This window comes from Nocardia sp. NPDC004151 (assembly GCF_042874235.1).
Lineage (GTDB): Bacteria > Actinomycetota > Actinomycetes > Mycobacteriales > Mycobacteriaceae > Nocardia.
In genome coordinates this window covers 182,721-197,176 of sequence record NZ_JBIAMR010000011.1, presented here as the reverse complement: position 1 = coordinate 197,176, position 14,456 = coordinate 182,721, and the positions used below count along the sequence as shown (strand labels likewise).

Annotated in this window: 16 protein-coding genes; 10 read left to right on the top strand and 6 right to left on the bottom strand. The window is 68.5% G+C overall.

Annotated features, from left to right (window positions below; all coding sequences use genetic code 11):
- The first annotated feature begins 44 nt into the window (after positions 1 to 44).
- Genes ACFYTS_RS24560 through ACFYTS_RS24545 form a run of 4 tightly spaced genes read left to right on the top strand, consistent with a single transcriptional unit; the run spans position 45 to position 3,269 of the window.
- Positions 45 to 1,328 (top strand): NlpC/P60 family protein, encoded by a 1,284-nt coding sequence (locus ACFYTS_RS24560; protein ID WP_387307422.1) that lies wholly within the window; start codon positions 45 to 47, stop codon positions 1,326 to 1,328.
- Positions 1,325 to 1,678, top strand: a complete 354-nt coding sequence (locus tag ACFYTS_RS24555) for a hypothetical protein (protein ID WP_357282190.1) — start codon at positions 1,325 to 1,327, stop codon at positions 1,676 to 1,678. The genes ACFYTS_RS24560 and ACFYTS_RS24555 overlap by 4 nt, the downstream gene beginning before the upstream one ends.
- A complete protein-coding gene (locus ACFYTS_RS24550) occupies positions 1,675 to 2,004 on the top strand; it encodes a YbaB/EbfC family DNA-binding protein (RefSeq protein WP_387307420.1) in 330 nt (109 codons plus the stop codon). Before ACFYTS_RS24555 ends, ACFYTS_RS24550 begins: the two co-directional genes overlap by 4 nt.
- A gap of 26 nt (positions 2,005 to 2,030) precedes the next feature.
- Complete coding sequence (locus ACFYTS_RS24545; RefSeq protein ID WP_357282192.1) at positions 2,031 to 3,269, top strand: primosomal protein; 1,239 nt, start codon at positions 2,031 to 2,033, stop codon at positions 3,267 to 3,269.
- A 71-nt stretch (positions 3,270 to 3,340) separates the two neighbouring features.
- Here ACFYTS_RS24545 and ACFYTS_RS24540 read toward each other — a convergent pair whose 3' ends face one another.
- The 3 genes from ACFYTS_RS24540 to ACFYTS_RS24530 all read right to left on the bottom strand — a co-directional run bounded on the left by ACFYTS_RS24540 (position 3,341) and on the right by ACFYTS_RS24530 (position 6,318).
- Positions 3,341 to 4,432, bottom strand: coding sequence for an adenosine deaminase (locus tag ACFYTS_RS24540; protein WP_357282193.1), 1,092 nt, complete (start codon positions 4,430 to 4,432; stop codon positions 3,341 to 3,343).
- A 110-nt stretch (positions 4,433 to 4,542) separates the two neighbouring features.
- The gene (locus ACFYTS_RS24535) at positions 4,543 to 5,829 is read right to left on the bottom strand and encodes a thymidine phosphorylase (RefSeq protein WP_387307498.1); all 1,287 of its coding nucleotides are present in this window, start codon (positions 5,827 to 5,829) and stop codon (positions 4,543 to 4,545) included.
- A gap of 87 nt (positions 5,830 to 5,916) precedes the next feature.
- Positions 5,917 to 6,318, bottom strand: coding sequence for a cytidine deaminase (locus tag ACFYTS_RS24530; protein WP_387307417.1), 402 nt, complete (start codon positions 6,316 to 6,318; stop codon positions 5,917 to 5,919).
- Positions 6,319 to 6,620: 302 nt separating this feature from the next.
- Here ACFYTS_RS24530 and sdhC point away from each other — a divergent pair, with 302 nt between their 5' ends.
- From sdhC to ACFYTS_RS24510, 4 genes are read left to right on the top strand one after another with little or no spacing between them, the layout of a single operon-like run.
- The gene (gene sdhC, locus ACFYTS_RS24525) at positions 6,621 to 7,013 is read left to right on the top strand and encodes a succinate dehydrogenase, cytochrome b556 subunit (RefSeq protein WP_213557854.1); all 393 of its coding nucleotides are present in this window, start codon (positions 6,621 to 6,623) and stop codon (positions 7,011 to 7,013) included.
- 8 nt (positions 7,014 to 7,021) lie between these two features.
- Complete coding sequence (locus ACFYTS_RS24520) at positions 7,022 to 7,453, top strand: succinate dehydrogenase hydrophobic membrane anchor subunit (RefSeq protein ID WP_357098390.1); 432 nt, start codon at positions 7,022 to 7,024, stop codon at positions 7,451 to 7,453.
- Positions 7,454 to 7,468: 15 nt separating this feature from the next.
- The gene (gene sdhA / locus ACFYTS_RS24515) at positions 7,469 to 9,238 is read left to right on the top strand and encodes a succinate dehydrogenase flavoprotein subunit (protein ID WP_357282195.1); all 1,770 of its coding nucleotides are present in this window, start codon (positions 7,469 to 7,471) and stop codon (positions 9,236 to 9,238) included.
- Positions 9,238 to 10,005, top strand: coding sequence for a succinate dehydrogenase iron-sulfur subunit (locus tag ACFYTS_RS24510; protein ID WP_357282196.1), 768 nt, complete (start codon positions 9,238 to 9,240; stop codon positions 10,003 to 10,005). Before sdhA ends, ACFYTS_RS24510 begins: the two co-directional genes overlap by 1 nt.
- A gap of 61 nt (positions 10,006 to 10,066) precedes the next feature.
- Here the strand turns inward: ACFYTS_RS24510 and ACFYTS_RS24505 are convergent, their stop codons facing one another.
- Positions 10,067 to 10,690: a helix-turn-helix transcriptional regulator gene (locus ACFYTS_RS24505; protein ID WP_387307415.1), complete on the bottom strand. Its 624-nt coding sequence runs from the start codon at positions 10,688 to 10,690 to the stop codon at positions 10,067 to 10,069.
- Positions 10,691 to 10,817: 127 nt separating this feature from the next.
- Between ACFYTS_RS24505 and ACFYTS_RS24500 the strand changes: the two genes are divergently transcribed.
- Positions 10,818 to 11,279, top strand: a complete 462-nt coding sequence (locus ACFYTS_RS24500; RefSeq protein ID WP_387307413.1) for a hypothetical protein — start codon at positions 10,818 to 10,820, stop codon at positions 11,277 to 11,279.
- 162 nt (positions 11,280 to 11,441) lie between these two features.
- Entirely contained in the window at positions 11,442 to 12,332 is an 891-nt protein-coding gene (locus ACFYTS_RS24495; protein WP_387307411.1) for a phenylalanine 4-monooxygenase, read from the top strand.
- Here the strand turns inward: ACFYTS_RS24495 and ACFYTS_RS24490 are convergent.
- Both ACFYTS_RS24490 and ACFYTS_RS24485 read right to left on the bottom strand, forming a co-directional pair.
- Positions 12,329 to 12,949, bottom strand: a complete 621-nt coding sequence (locus ACFYTS_RS24490) for a TetR family transcriptional regulator (RefSeq protein ID WP_387307409.1) — start codon at positions 12,947 to 12,949, stop codon at positions 12,329 to 12,331. The two genes, ACFYTS_RS24495 and ACFYTS_RS24490, sit on opposite strands and share 4 nt — an antisense overlap.
- Positions 12,939 to 14,453 carry an MFS transporter gene (locus ACFYTS_RS24485; RefSeq protein WP_387307407.1) on the bottom strand — a complete coding sequence of 505 codons (1,515 nt, stop codon included), beginning with the start codon at positions 14,451 to 14,453 and terminating at the stop codon, positions 12,939 to 12,941. The genes ACFYTS_RS24490 and ACFYTS_RS24485 overlap by 11 nt, the downstream gene beginning before the upstream one ends.
- Between the last annotated feature and the right edge of the window lie 3 nt (positions 14,454 to 14,456).

Sequence of the window (14,456 nt, the reverse complement as noted above, 5' to 3'; positions counted from 1 at the left end):
CGAAAGGGGCGACCGGTCGGGGCAATTCGGCCGGGGGTTCGTCGATGAGCGATGACGTGACGGCGTCGGAGCTGGAGAGACCGATCGTCGAGCTGCTGCGGAGTTTCGGGTCCGGGCGCGGCACCGCCGCGGATGTGCTGCGGGAGACCGCGCGGATCGTCGATGTGGCGCACGCCGAGACCCGGGGCAGCGTCGATCGGATGTACGACGCGTGGCGGGGGCGAGCCGGGGATGCGGCGCTGGACAACGCATTGCGGACGCGGACCACGGCGGCGACGGCGTCCGAACGCGGGCAGGCGATGGCGGAGATCCTGGAGCGTGCGGATACGGAGGTCGCGAACGGGCGGCGGGAGTTGGAGGAGATTCTGCGGGCGTTCCGGGCCGAGTTGGCTGCGCTCGGAGCGAGTGCGGATACGCCGGGCGGGACGACGGCCGCTGTCGAGTCCGCGATCGACCACATCGGCCGAGCCGTGCGGGTGGTCGAACGGGTGCGGGCGGAGTTGGCGAGTGAGACGGCTGCCATGGCGGAATTGAGCGGTCCGATTCCGGCACCGGCGATCGTGACTCCCGGGGGCGATGCGCCGGGCGATGTCGCGGGTGTTCCGGTCGATGAGGACACCGGTCCCGCCGGCGCGAGTCCGCTGCCGGACGGGGCGGGCACTGCTCCGGCGGTGAGCCCGTCACCGGATGCGGTGGAGACCGTCCCGGCGTCGGCGGGCACGCACCCCGGCGACCGGTGGCCTCACGTCAGCCCAGTCACCTCGACCGGCGATCCGGTCACGAGTGGCGGTGACACGATCAAGGCTGTCGGGCGCACGTTACTCGGGACCGGGCACTCGCCGGGCGGTATGCGGACCACCACGGCGTCCGCGTTCACGCCGAAGTCGTCCGGGGTCGGCCATGATTCGCCGGGCGGCGGGACGCACGCGGGCGGGGTGTGGGTGACGTTGCCGGACGGGAGTCGGGTGGAGGCGCCGAACGAGCAGGCGGCGGAGGCGGTTCGGCAGGCGTTGAGTGCGGTGGGGACGCCGTATGTGTGGGGTGGGGTGACGCCCGGGGTGGGGGTGGATTGCAGTGGTCTGACGCAGTGGGCCTATGGGCAGGCGGGGGTTTCGCTGCCGCGGTTGGCGCAAGAGCAGGGCCTCGGGCATCCGAGCGTCGGTCCAGGGGGCTTGATGCCCGGTGATCTTGCGGTGTGGGACGGGCACGTGGCGATGGTGATCGGGAACGGGCAGTTGGTGGAAGCGGGCGATCCCGTCCAGATCGGACCGATACGAATGGAGAATTCGGGCATGCGGTTCCTCGGTTTCTACCGGCCGACGGCATGAGCGGGCCGGGGGAATCGGCGCAGGTGCCGCCGGTGACGGTCGCGGCGTCGGGAAATCGGGCGGGCACGGTGACGGTGTCGGCCACCGATCAGGGGATGCCCGTCGAGATCCGGTTCGAGCGCGGTGAATACCGGTACGGCGCACAGGCTCTCGCCGACGAGATCCTCCGATTGACGCGACGGTCCGCGCTGGTGGCGCGGTCGCGGCGGCGCGAACAGCTGGCCGCGGCGGGCGTGCCGGAGACGGTCCTGGACCGGCTCGGCCTGCCCACCCGCCAGGCCGCGGTGGACGAGCTGGATCGGCTCGACGACGCCGACACCGGCCGCACCGGTTGGTTGCGGAACCGATGAGCGCCGAGATGGACGCCCTGGTCCGAGGAGTCAACGACAAGCTGGAAGCCCTCGAAGCGACCCTGCACGACCTGGGCGGAGCGCGCGGCCGCTGCGCCGCCGAGGACGGTTCGGTCACCGCCGAGGTGGACGCCGACGGCGCGCTGACCGGCCTGTGGCTGGCCGAGTCGGTGACCACCCGGCCCCCGGCCGAGGTCTCCCGGCTGATCCTGTGGGCCGCGCGGCGGGCCGCCGCCGAGGCGACCGCGCAGCGGGCCCGCATCATCGCCGGCCTGAACGACGCGCTGATTTCAAAAAATGTTGGGGGCGACCCGGATAGTGCCTGACGCGACGACTGGATAGGCTTCCGGTCATGGCTTCTGGAGACATCGTCCCGATCGCGCTGGGCCTGACCAAAGGCGATCTTGTCACCCTCTGGGCACCCCGCTGGCGAGACGGTGACGATGAGTGGCAGGCATTCCTCGGTCACGAGGAAGACCTGTACGGTTTCGACTCCGTCGCGGAGCTGGCCGCGTTCATCCGCACCAACTCCGACAACGATCTGGTGGATCATCCGGCCTGGAAGATCATCGCCGGTCTGTCGGCGGCCGAACTGGAGCCGGAGGAGCAGTTCGTCTTCGATCTGGTCGGCGTGCCCGAGCTGGCCGCCGACGACCCGGACCCGGAGGTGGTCTCCGAGCTCGAGGAGACCCTCGAGATGGTCCGCAATATCGGCGACGTGTGCGAACTCGATCCCGTCACCAAGTTCTTCGGCTCGCACCCGGTGCTGGGCGCGCTGGCCGGCGGGGTGAGCGCCTTCCTCGGGCGTGAGGGCGAGGAGCTGTGGGACCAGATCGGCGCGGCCATCGCCAAGGACTGGGAAGCCGTCATCGACGCCATCGACTCGGTGGTGACGGTGCCCGACGTGGACGCCGACGCGGTCTCGGTGGCCGAGGCGGAACTGCTTGCGGCGCAGGAGAACATCGTCGACGCCGAAGACGCGGCCGAGGGTGACGACGAGATCGAGGACGTCGACCTCGACGAGGACGACGAGGAGGGCGAGCCGTCCTTCTGGCACGAGGTCGGCATCGACCCGGTGAAGATCATCTCCTCGGACGGCACCTTCTTCACGCTGCGCTGCTACGTCGACGACGAGCCCATCTTCCTGGGCAAGGACGGCTCGATCACGGTCTTCGGTTCCGAGCGCGCCCTGGCCCGCTACCTGGCCGACGACCACGATCACGACCTGGCCCGGGTGAGCACCTACGGCGAGGTGCAGACCGCCGCCGTGGACGGCTCACTCGAGGTGGAGGTCGACGAGGAGAACGTCTACGTGCTGCCCGGTCTGTCCGAGGACCTGGCCTCCGGCCCGAAGTCCGTGGACACCGATCAGCTCGACCTGGCGGTCGAATTGTTCACCGACGCCGCCGACTACGCCGATGACGACGCGGTCGAGTCGGCGCTGGCGGTCTCCACTCCGCTGGGCTGGTACGTCTCCTACCTGCTGAACCCGGACCCGACCCGGATGGCGCCGAACCCGCCGTTCCAGGCCGAGTCGGAGGCATGGAAGGCGCTGGAGACGGTCTTCGAGGCCCGCCTCCAGAAGGGCTGACCCGGTCGGTCCCCCGACACGATTCGAGCCGCACCCCCACGGGTGCGGCTCGAATTGCTTTCCGGCGGGCGCTATCCCAGCAGCACCGCGTAGCCGGGCTTGATCACCTCGTCGATCAGCCGCAGTCGTTCCGGGAACGGAATGAACGCGGACTTCATGGCATTGATGGTGAACCGTTCCAGATCGCTCCAGCCGTACCCGAAGGTCTCCGACAGCTTGAGCATCTCCTTGCTCATGGTGGTGTCGCTCATGAGCCGGTTGTCGGTGTTCACGGTGACCCGGAACCGCAGCCGCGCGAGCAGGTCGAACGGGTGCTTGTCGAGCGAGGGCACCGCCCCGGTCTGCACGTTCGAGGAGGGGCACAGCTCCAGCGGAATCCGCATGTCCCGCACATAGTTCGCGACCACGCCGAGGACTGGCCCGTCGGGGCCGTCGGTGATGTCGTCGGTGATGCGCACGCCGTGCCCGAGTCGTTCGCAGCCGCAGAACGCGACGGCCTCGTGGATCGACGGCAGTCCGAATGCCTCGCCCGCGTGAATCGTGAAGTGTGCGAGGTTGGCCCGCATGTAGTCGAAGGCGTCGAGGTGGCGGCTGGGCGGGTAGCCGGCCTCCGCGCCCGCGATGTCGAAGCCGCCGACGCCGCGGTCGCGCCAGCGCACGGTGAGTTCGGCGATCTCGCGGGAGCGGGCGGCGTGCCGCATGGCGGTGAGCAGGCAGACCACGGTGATGGGGGTGCCCGCCGCGGCGGCGGCCGCCTCGCCTTCCCGGAATCCGGCGATGGTGTGCTCGACGACCTCGTCGAGGGTGAGTCCGGCCTCGATGTGCTGTTCGGGCGCGAACCGCACCTCGGCGTAGACGACGCCGTCGGCGGCGAGGTCCTCGGCGCATTCACGGGCGACCCGGCGCAGACCTTCGGGGGTCTGCATGACGGCGACGGTGTGGGCGAAGGTCTCCAGGTAGCGCTCGAGCGAGCCGCTGTCGGCCGCGTCACGGAACCAGGCGCCGAGGGATTCGGCGTCGCTTGCCGGTAGCTGGTCGTATCCGGCGGCGCGGGCGAGTTCCAGCACCGTCGCGGGTCGCAGCCCGCCGTCGAGGTGATCGTGCAGGACCGCCTTGGGAGCCTGGCGGATCGAGGCGAGAGTGAGGGGCGTCGGTCCAGTCATGTAGCAACGTTAGCCGCATTCCCGTTCCGCGGCAGGACTGTTGGCCCGACTCACCGACAGTTCGACATGTCGTTGCCCTCACGTTGCTGACCGGCGCGAATCCTTCATCTTCAAGCGGTGATGCGGTCCAGGATCAAGGGTTGCAGCGGCAACTGGACGGTGCCATCGATGGTGAACGCGCCGCGCAGCAGCTCCAGCGCCGCCGGGAAGGCCTCGGGGGTGTCGGTGTGCAGGGTGAGCAGCGGCTGCCCCTCGGTGATGGAATCGCCTGGCTTGGCGTGCATTTCGACGCCCGCCCCGGCCTGCACCGGGTCGCCCTGCCGGGCCCGGCCCGCGCCGAGCCGCCAGGCGGCGAGTCCGACGTCGAGGGCGTCGAGGCGGATCAGGGTGCCCGCGGCGGGTGCGCGCAGGGTTTCGGTGTGGCGGGCCTGCGGCAGCGGGGCGTCCGGATCGCCGCCCTGGGCGCGCACCATGGCCCGCCAATGGTCCATGGCGCGGCCGTCGGCGAGCGCGTCGGCCGGGTCGACATCGGTGATCCCGGCCTGCGCCAGCATCTCCCGGGCCAGGGCGAGGGTGAGGTCGACGACGTCGGCGGGGCCGCCGCCGGCCAGCACGTCGAGGGATTCGCAGACTTCCAGTGCGTTTCCGGCGGTGTGGCCGAGCGGGGTGTCCATGGCGGTGAGCAGGGCCACGGTCCGCACCCCGGCGTCGGTGCCGAGTTCGACCATGGCGGTGGCCAGTTCGCGCGCCTGCGCCTCCTCGCGCAGGAACGCCCCGCGGCCGACCTTCACGTCCAGGACCAGCGCCCCGGTGCCCTCGGCGATCTTCTTGCTCATGATGGAGCTGGCGATCAGGGGGATGGATTCCACGGTCCCGGTGACGTCACGCAGCGCGTAGAGCCGTTTGTCGGCGGGGGCCAGATCGGCTCCGGCGGCGCAGACGACGGCGCCGACGGCGGGATCGGACAGGAGCTCCCGCATGCGCGCGACCGGAAGGTCGGCCTGCCAGCCGGGTATTGCCTCGAGCTTGTCGAGTGTGCCTCCGGTGTGCCCCAATCCGCGTCCGGAGAGCTGGGGCACGGCGGCCCCGCAGGCCGCGACCAGGGGCGACAGCGGCAGGGTGATCTTGTCGCCGACCCCGCCGGTGGAGTGTTTGTCGACGGTGGGGCGGCCCAGATCGGTGAAGTCCAAACGCTTCCCGGAGTCGATCATGGCGTGGGTCCAGCGGGCGGTCTCGCGGCGGGTCATGCCGCGCCAGACGATGGCCATGGCCAGCGCCGACATCTGTTCGTCGGCGACCTCGCCACGGGTGAACGCGTCCACCACCCAATCGATCTGCGCGTCGCTGAGCTGTCCGCCGTCGCGCTTGGCCCGAATCACGTCCACCGCCGAGTGCACCGTCACGCCCTCCACCCTGGCACGGGCTCGGCCGCCTTTCCACGGATTCCCCCGCGCGCCACGATGATCAGCTGTTATAGCGGAGTTCTACCGCTGGCCGGCGGCGAGGTCGTCGGGCCCGAAGGAGTCCGGCAGCAGCGTGTTCAGGGTGACGGGCCCGTCGCGGTGATCGACGAGCAAATCGCCGCCGCCGTGCTCGAGCAGAATCTGGCGACAGCGTCCACAGGGCATGAGCACCGCGCCCCGCGAATCGCAGATCGAGACCGCCCGGAGTCGCCCGCCGCCGCCCGAAATCAAGTTACCGACCAGTACACATTCGGCGCAGAGGCCCAAACCGTATGAGACATTTTCCACATTGCAGCCGCTCACCACGCGGTCGTCGGCAGTGAGAGCCGCGGCCCCGACGGGGAATCCGGAATAGGGGGCATACGCCTCTTGCATAACTTCAAAAGCCTTGTAACGCAGGGATTTCCAGTCAATTTCGGACATTTCGGACCATCCTCCTATGGACGTGACAGCACGCCCGTGTTACGCGTTCTGCCTGGTCGCGAAAATCAGGAAAGGCAAACCTAACTCACAACAATTTGAGCCAACGAGCGGCACGCCGAATTAGTTCCCCTCCAAAGCTGGGTTTAGAGTTCAGGACAGATCGGTTCAGGTTCCCGACAACGGGCCTGCAGCACTGCCACCGGATGTTGATTCCGCTCGTGAGCAGGTGGTTTCGACAGTCCGAAGGCTCCGCGGCCGGATTCTGACCGGGTCCATCAACGACGTTGGAGGCACCGCACTCTATGACCACGCTAGAAGCTCCGGCCAAGCCGAAGCGAACCTTGTACCGAGGCGACCCCGGCATGTGGTCCTGGGCACTGCACCGCATCACCGGCGTGACGATCTTCTTCTTCCTGTTCGTCCACGTCCTCGATACCGCGTTGGTGCGAGTCAGCCCGGACACCTACGACCGCGCGATCGAGACCTACAAGAACCCCGTCGTCGCCCTCATGGAGATGGGTCTCGTCGTCTGCGTGCTGTTCCACGCGTTCAACGGCATCCGCATCATCCTCGTCGACTTCTGGTCGCAGGGCCCGCGCTACCAGCGCCAGATGCTCTGGATCGTGCTCGCGATCTGGATCGTCGTCGCCGGTGCCGGTGTCGGCCGCCAGTTCTTCTACCTGCTGACGAATTGAGAGCCGACATGACCGCACCTGTTCTCGGTAAGTCCTACGACCGCCCCGCCTCGCTCGACGCCCCGCGCGCCCCCCGCCGCGCCGGCGGCAACAACTTCGAGAAGTACGCCTGGCTCTTCATGCGTGCCTCGGGCCTGCTGCTGGTCATCCTGGTCATCGGCCACATGACGATCATGCTGATGCTCGACGGCGGCGTGCACCGCCTGAACTTCGCGTTCGTCGCCGGCCGCTGGGCCTCCCCGTTCTGGCAGCTCTGGGACCTCACCATGCTGTGGCTGGCCCAGCTGCACGGCGGCAACGGCCTGCGCACCGTGATCGACGATTACGCGCGCAAGGACTCCACCCGCTTCTGGCTGAAGGCCGCGCTGGTCGTGTCCATGATCCTGGTCATGGTCACCGGCACCTACGTGATCTTCACCTTCGACCCCAACATCAGTTAGGAACAGGCCACCTCGATGAGTGAATCCCGACCGATTCAGGAGCACCGCTACGACGTCGTCATCGTCGGTGCCGGTGGCGCTGGAATGCGTGCGGCGATCGAGGCCGGTCCTCGGGTGCGCACCGCCGTCCTGACCAAGCTCTACCCGACTCGTTCTCACACCGGTGCGGCGCAGGGCGGCATGTGCGCCGCGCTGGCGAACGTGGAAGAGGACAACTGGGAGTGGCACACCTTCGACACCGTCAAGGGTGGTGACTACCTGGTCGACCAGGACGCCGCGGAGATCATGGCCAAGGAAGCCATCGACGCCGTGCTCGACCTGGAGAAGATGGGCCTGCCGTTCAACCGCACGCCCGAAGGCAAGATCGACCAGCGTCGCTTCGGTGGCCACACCCGTGACCACGGCAAGGCGCCCGTGCGTCGCGCGTGCTACGCCGCCGACCGCACCGGCCACATGATCCTGCAGACGCTGTACCAGAACTGCGTCAAGCACGACGTGGAGTTCTACAACGAGTTCTACGTGCTCGACCTGATCCTGTCCGACGGCCCCAACGGCCCGATCGCGACCGGCGTCGTCGCCTACGAGCTGGCCACCGGCGAGCTGCACGTGTTCCACGCGAAGTCGATCATCTTCGCCACCGGTGGTTCGGGTCGTATGTACAAGACCACCTCCAACGCCCACACCCTCACCGGTGACGGCATGGCGATCGTGTTCCGCAAGGGACTTCCGCTGGAGGACATGGAGTTCCACCAGTTCCACCCGACAGGCCTCGCGGGCCTGGGCATCCTCATCTCCGAGGCGGTGCGTGGTGAGGGCGGCATCCTGCGCAACGCCTCCGGTGAGCGCTTCATGGAGCGCTACGCGCCGACCATCAAGGACCTGGCGCCGCGTGACATCGTCGCGCGCTCCATGGTGCTCGAGGTCCGTGAGGGCCGCGGCGCGGGCCCGAACAAGGACTACGTGCTCATCGACGTGACCCACCTCGGTGAGGACGTGCTCGAGGAGAAGCTCCCCGACATCACCGAGTTCGCCCGCACCTACCTGGGCGTCGACCCGGTCAAGGAGCCGGTGCCGGTCATGCCGACCTGTCACTACGTGATGGGTGGCATCCCGACCCGCATCCGCGGCGAGGTGCTGCGCAACAACACCGACATCGTGCCCGGCCTGTACGCCGCCGGTGAGTGCGCCTGTGTCTCCGTGCACGGCGCCAACCGTCTGGGCACCAACTCGCTGCTGGACATCAACGTGTTCGGCCGGCGCGCGGGCATCGCGGCCGCCGAGTACGCGCAGCGCGCCGAGTTCGTCGACATGCCGGAGAACCCGGCGCAGATGGTGCAGGACTGGCTGGCCAACCTGCTGGGCGAGCACGGCAACGAGCGCGTCGCCGACATCCGCACCGAGCTGCAGAACTCCATGGACGACAAGGCCGGTGTGTACCGCACCGAGGAGTCGCTGAAGTCCATGCTCGAGGAGATCCAGGTCTTCAAGGAGCGCTACTCGCGGATCACCGTGCAGGACAAGGGCCGTCGCTACAACAGCGACCTGCTCGAGGCCGTCGAGCTGGGCTTCCTGCTGGAGCTGGCCGAGGTGACCGTGGCGGGTGCGGTGAACCGCAAGGAATCCCGTGGCGGCCACGCGCGCGAGGACTACCCGGACCGCGACGACGTCAACTTCATGCGGCACACCATGGCCTACAAGCAGAGCCCGGAGCTCATCTCCGACATCCGCCTGGACTACAAGCCGGTTGTGCAGACCCGCTACGAGCCGATGGAGCGTAAGTACTGATGACTGCTGTCGCTGAAACGCCGCAGAAGCCGGCTCCGGTGCCGGACGGGTCGACCCTGATCACCGTCAAGGTTGCCCGCTTCAACCCGGAGGACGGGCAGGGCCAGCACTGGGACGAGTTCAAGGTCCCCGTACTGCCGACCGACCGGTTCCTGAACGTGCTGATCTACATCAAGTCCTACCTGGACGGCACGCTCACCTTCCGTCGCTCCTGCGCGCACGGCGTGTGTGGCTCGGATGCCATGCGCATCAACGGCGTCAACCGCCTGGCGTGCAAGATCCTCATGAAGGACATGCTGCCCAAGGGCGGCAAGGATCTGACGATCACCGTCGAGCCGATCCGCGGCCTGCCCGTGGAGAAGGACCTCGTGGTGAACATGGAGCCGTTCTTCGACGCGTTCAAGGCGGTCAAGCCCTACCTGATCACCAAGGGCAACGAGCCGACCTACGAGCGCATCCAGTCCCAGCACGACCGCGCCCGCTTCGATGACACCACCAAGTGCATCCTGTGCGCCTGCTGCACCACCTCCTGCCCCGTGTACTGGAGCGACGGCAGCTACTTCGGCCCGGCCGCGATCGTGAACGCGCACCGCTTCATCTTCGACAGCCGTGACGAGGGCGCCCGCGAGCGTCTGGACATCCTCAACGATGTCGAGGGTGTGTGGCGCTGCCGCACCACCTTCAACTGCACCGACGCGTGCCCCCGTGGCATCGAGGTGACGAAGGCGATCCAGGAAGTCAAGCGCGCGCTGCTGTTCGCCCGCTAGTTCCGGCGTAGCCGAAATACCAAGGCCGCCCGCATCTTCGGATGCGGGCGGCTTTCGTTGGTCAGGCCGGGGACCGATCCTGGAACGGGGCCAGCATTTCCCAGGACCAGGTGAGGCTGCCGTCGGCGAGATCCGCGAGAACCCCGTGCAGCCAGTTCAATTCGGCTGCCGTGACGGCGCGCTGATACTCGTCCTCGAGCAACACGACACGCGGGAGGCCGAATTCGGCGGCCCCCGCCAGGCCCGCGTCGATCTCCTCGAGCGCGGCACGCACGGCGTCGGCCCGCCGCCCGAGTTCGATCCGGGCCGCTTCGGGCGGCAGCAGCATCAGAAACGACAGTGCCGCAGGGAATTCCGGGAATTCGTCGCGCGGCGTCGCGACCATGTCGTTGATCCACGCGAGGCAGGCGGTGCGGCCGTCGTCGGTGATCTCGTAGACCGTGCGCTCCGGGTACTGCTGGTCGCGGCCGGTCTCGCGGACCGCCACCAGTCCCGCCTCCTGCAATCGCGCGATCGTCTTGTACAGCTGGGCCCGCTGCCCGACATTGATGACCTTGTCCTTGCCCCACTCCTTGATCCGGCGCTGGATGGCGTAGGGGTGCATCGGTTCCAGGTGCAGGATGCCGAGCACCGCCATGGCCAAGGGCGAGCGCTTGAACCGCGTGGCCGGAGTCGAAGCTGTCATGTCAACCACCTTACTGGGTGCCCGAAAACTAGTTTCTCAGAACTAGTTGCTTTGCAACTAGTCTCCATGTCACTATTGAGGAGCAGGCGAACCCGACCAGCACCGACTCCCCGAAGGGACCAAGGCCATGAAGACCACCGACACCGTGAAGATCCACACCGATCACGACACCATCAAGCACCTCGGCGACTGGACCGACGCCGCTGCCTTCCAGGTGAAGGTCCGCTACGGCAGCGCCGTCCTCGACCTGCGCTCGCCGCGGATCACCGGTGACGGGGAGATCGTGATCCACGCCGAACTCGATCACGCCATGGTGAAACTGCTGGTCCCCGAGGACGCGGTCATCGACGCCTCCGAACTGGCGTGGACCGGGCGGGGCCGGGTCAAGGACATGACCCGCCCGCTGCGCGCCGAGGGCCGCGTCATCCGGCTGACCGGTTCCGCCGCCAAGAGCGAGTTCCGGATTCACCGCGGCGGCATCGCGATCCTGTCGGCGCTGTTCAGCCGGGACTTCCTGGCGGAGGTCACGGGCCCGGACCGGGAGACCCGGGTGCCGGCGCTGCTCGACCCCGAGCACGCGGCCCGCTGACCTGAGCGCGGTGTTCGGCCCGGCTGCAAACGGGACCGAATGCCTAGCTGACGGCGGATCACCATTGGGAATTCACGGACAAAACGGCGGCCCGGCTGGTCAAACTGACCAGCTGGGCCGTCGTTCGTTGTATAGATCACCGGGCGGTGCTTGCATCGAAGTATGTTCACCGAGGCGCAGCTGTACTCGCCGGTCACCAAGGGGGCCGACGGCGATGTGACTGTGCACTTGAGCGACGAGCATCCGGGCGTGCACGATCCGGCGTACCGGACCCGCCGCAATGCCATCGCGGCCATGGCCCTGGAGTACCGGCCGGGCGATCCGGTGCCGCACGTCGAGTACACCGCCGAGGAGCAGGAAGTGTGGCGGATCGTGTCCGCCGAGCTGGCCCGCAAGCGGGCGAAGTACGCGTGCGCGGAGGTCATCGACGCGGCCGAGCGGCTGGGGCTGCCGGCGGATCACATTCCACAACTGGACGAGGTGTCCGCGAAACTGGTGCCGCTCACCGGATTCCGGTACGCGCCCGCCGCCGGGCTGGTGCCGCTGCGGCAGTTCTTCGGCTCCTTCGCGGACCGCACCTTCCACTCCACCCAGTACATTCGCCACCACTCGGCGCCGCTGTACACGCCCGAGCCGGACGCCATCCACGAAATCATCGGCCACGCCAACCAATTGGCCAGCCCGCGCTTCGCGGCCCTCTACGAGACGGTCGGCGCGGCGGCGGCCCGGCTGGAGACCGAGCGGGCGCTGAAGTTCCTGGCCGACGTGTTCTGGTTCTCGCTCGAGTTCGGGGTGCTGCGCGAACACGGCGAAGTGCGTTGCTACGGTGCGGGACTGCTGTCCTCGTACGGCGAGATCGAGGAGTTCCGCGACGCCGACCTGCGGCCGCTGGACATCCACGCCATGGGCACCATCGTCTACGACATCACGCACTATCAGCCGGTGCTGTACTGCGCCGAGTCGGTCACCGAGATCGAGGACGTGGTGGGCGGGTTCTTCGAGACCATGACCGACGACACGGTGGCGCGACTGGTGGGCGTCGAACCGGTCTAGAGCGAGGTGAGTCCCCCGTCTAGGAAGTCGATGACCCGCACGATCTGATCCGGCGAGAACGGATACTGGTCGATGAACGCCATCATGGCCCCGGTGAGCGCGCCGGCGAAGGCCATCACCTCGAAGTCGTCGGCGGCGCGGCCGGTCCAGCGGGCCGCGATCTCGGTGACCATCACCATATTGCGCTGGATCTCCTGGGTGACCGCGCCGCGCAGCTCCGGCACCGAGTAGAGCAGTTCGATGCGCTCCTTCTCGAACGCGTACTCCTCGGGGGTGAGCGCGGCGAAGGCGTCCAGGGTGGCCCGTTTGAAGGCGGCCAGCAGGGTGATGTCGCGGGGCTGGGACTCGATGGCCGCGATCATCAGCGGGTCCAGGTCGTCGGCGAGCGCGACCTGCTCCTTGGACGGGAAGTAGCGGAAGAAGGTGCTCGGCGAGATGTCGGCGGCGGCCGCGATCTGCTCGACCGTGGTCTCGGTGTAGCCCTGCTCCCGGAAGAGCCGGAACGCCTCGGTGCGAATGGTCCGGCGGGTGCGTTCCTTCTTCCGTTCACGCAGGCCGCCCCCGGTCGCGGCTTTCGCCGGGGCCGGGGGCGTCGCGGAGGCAGTCTCAGCCGACATGGACCGATTGTCCCGCATCGAGATCGGCGAGCACGACCGGATCCTTGCGGCGGATCACCACGGCGGCCAGCACCGCGGCGGCCGCGCAGATGGCGGTGCACACCCACAGCATCGCGCTCATGCCGTCGACGAACGCGCTCTGCACCTGGGCCAGCAGCGCCGGGTCGCCGAGCTTGCGGGCCACGCCGACCCCGGCGTTCACCCCGTCCGAGATCGGCTCCCGATCGAATTCGCCCAGCCCCGAACGGTATTGGGTGGACAGCACCGTGCCGAGGATGGCGACGCCGATGGTGCCGCCCGCCTGCCGGAGGGCTTGCAGCAGCGCCGAGCCGGACCCGGCGCGCTCGGGGGTCAGGTCGTCGGTCGCCGCGCCCATGGCGGCGGGCATCACGAAGCCCATGCCCACGCCCAGCAGCACCAGCCCGATGGCCGCGAACCCGTACCCGCTGTCCACGGTGATCAGCGCCGCCAGCCCGAGACCGGCTGCGAGCAGCCCGAATCCGGCGACCAGCACCGCCCGCACGCCCACCTTGGGCAGCAGCCGGTCCACCAGCCGGGACCCGACTGCCAGGCCGCCGATGAGCGGTAGCAGGCGCAGGCCGCTGCCGAAGGTGTCCGCGCCCAGCACCGCCTGGAAGTACTGCGGCATGGTGAAGAAGAGCCCGAACATGGCGAAGTTGACCAGGATCATGAACACGGTGCCCCACCGGAATCCGGGCTCGGCGAACAGGCCCAGGTCGACCAGCGGGTGCGCGGTACGGCGTTGCCACAGCACGAACGCCCCGCCCAGCGCGGCGCCCGCGGCGATGGCGGTCCAGGCCACGGCATCGCCCCAGCCCTCCTGACCGCAGCGGATGAAACCGTATGTGACACCGAGCATTCCGGCCGCCGACAGCAGTGCGCCGGGCAGGTCGATGCGGAATCGGCTGCCGCTGCTGGATTCCGGCACCAGCAGGGCGACGGCGAGCGCGCCGACGATCACCAGCGGCACATTGAGCAGGAACGCCGAACCCCACCAGTAGTGCTGCAGCAGCCAGCCGCCGACGATCGGGCCCAGCGGCAGGCCGACGGCGGTGGAGGTGATCCAGATGGTGAGAGCCCGCTGTCGCTCCCCCGGTTCCGGGAACAGCGTGGGCAACACAGCCATGGACAGCGGCATCGTGACCGCTGCCGCCAGCCCGAGCACCACACGCCCGGCGATGAGCTGGCCGGAGGTGGCGGCGAAGGCGCAGGCGACGGAGGCCACTCCGAACAACACCAGCGCGCCGAGCAGGAACTTCTTGCGGCCGAACCGGTCGCCGAGGGCGCCCGCCGGGAGCATGAAGGCGGCCAGGGCCAGGGTGTACGCGCTGCTGAACCACTGCAGCGCGGAGGTGTCGGCGTGCAGGTCGGTCGCCAGGGTGGGCAGGGCGACGGTGAGGACGGTGACATCGAGCCCGATGGTCAGCATGGAGATGGCCAGGGCTCCCAGCGCCAGCCAGCGGCGCATTCCCTCAGCGTTCATGAC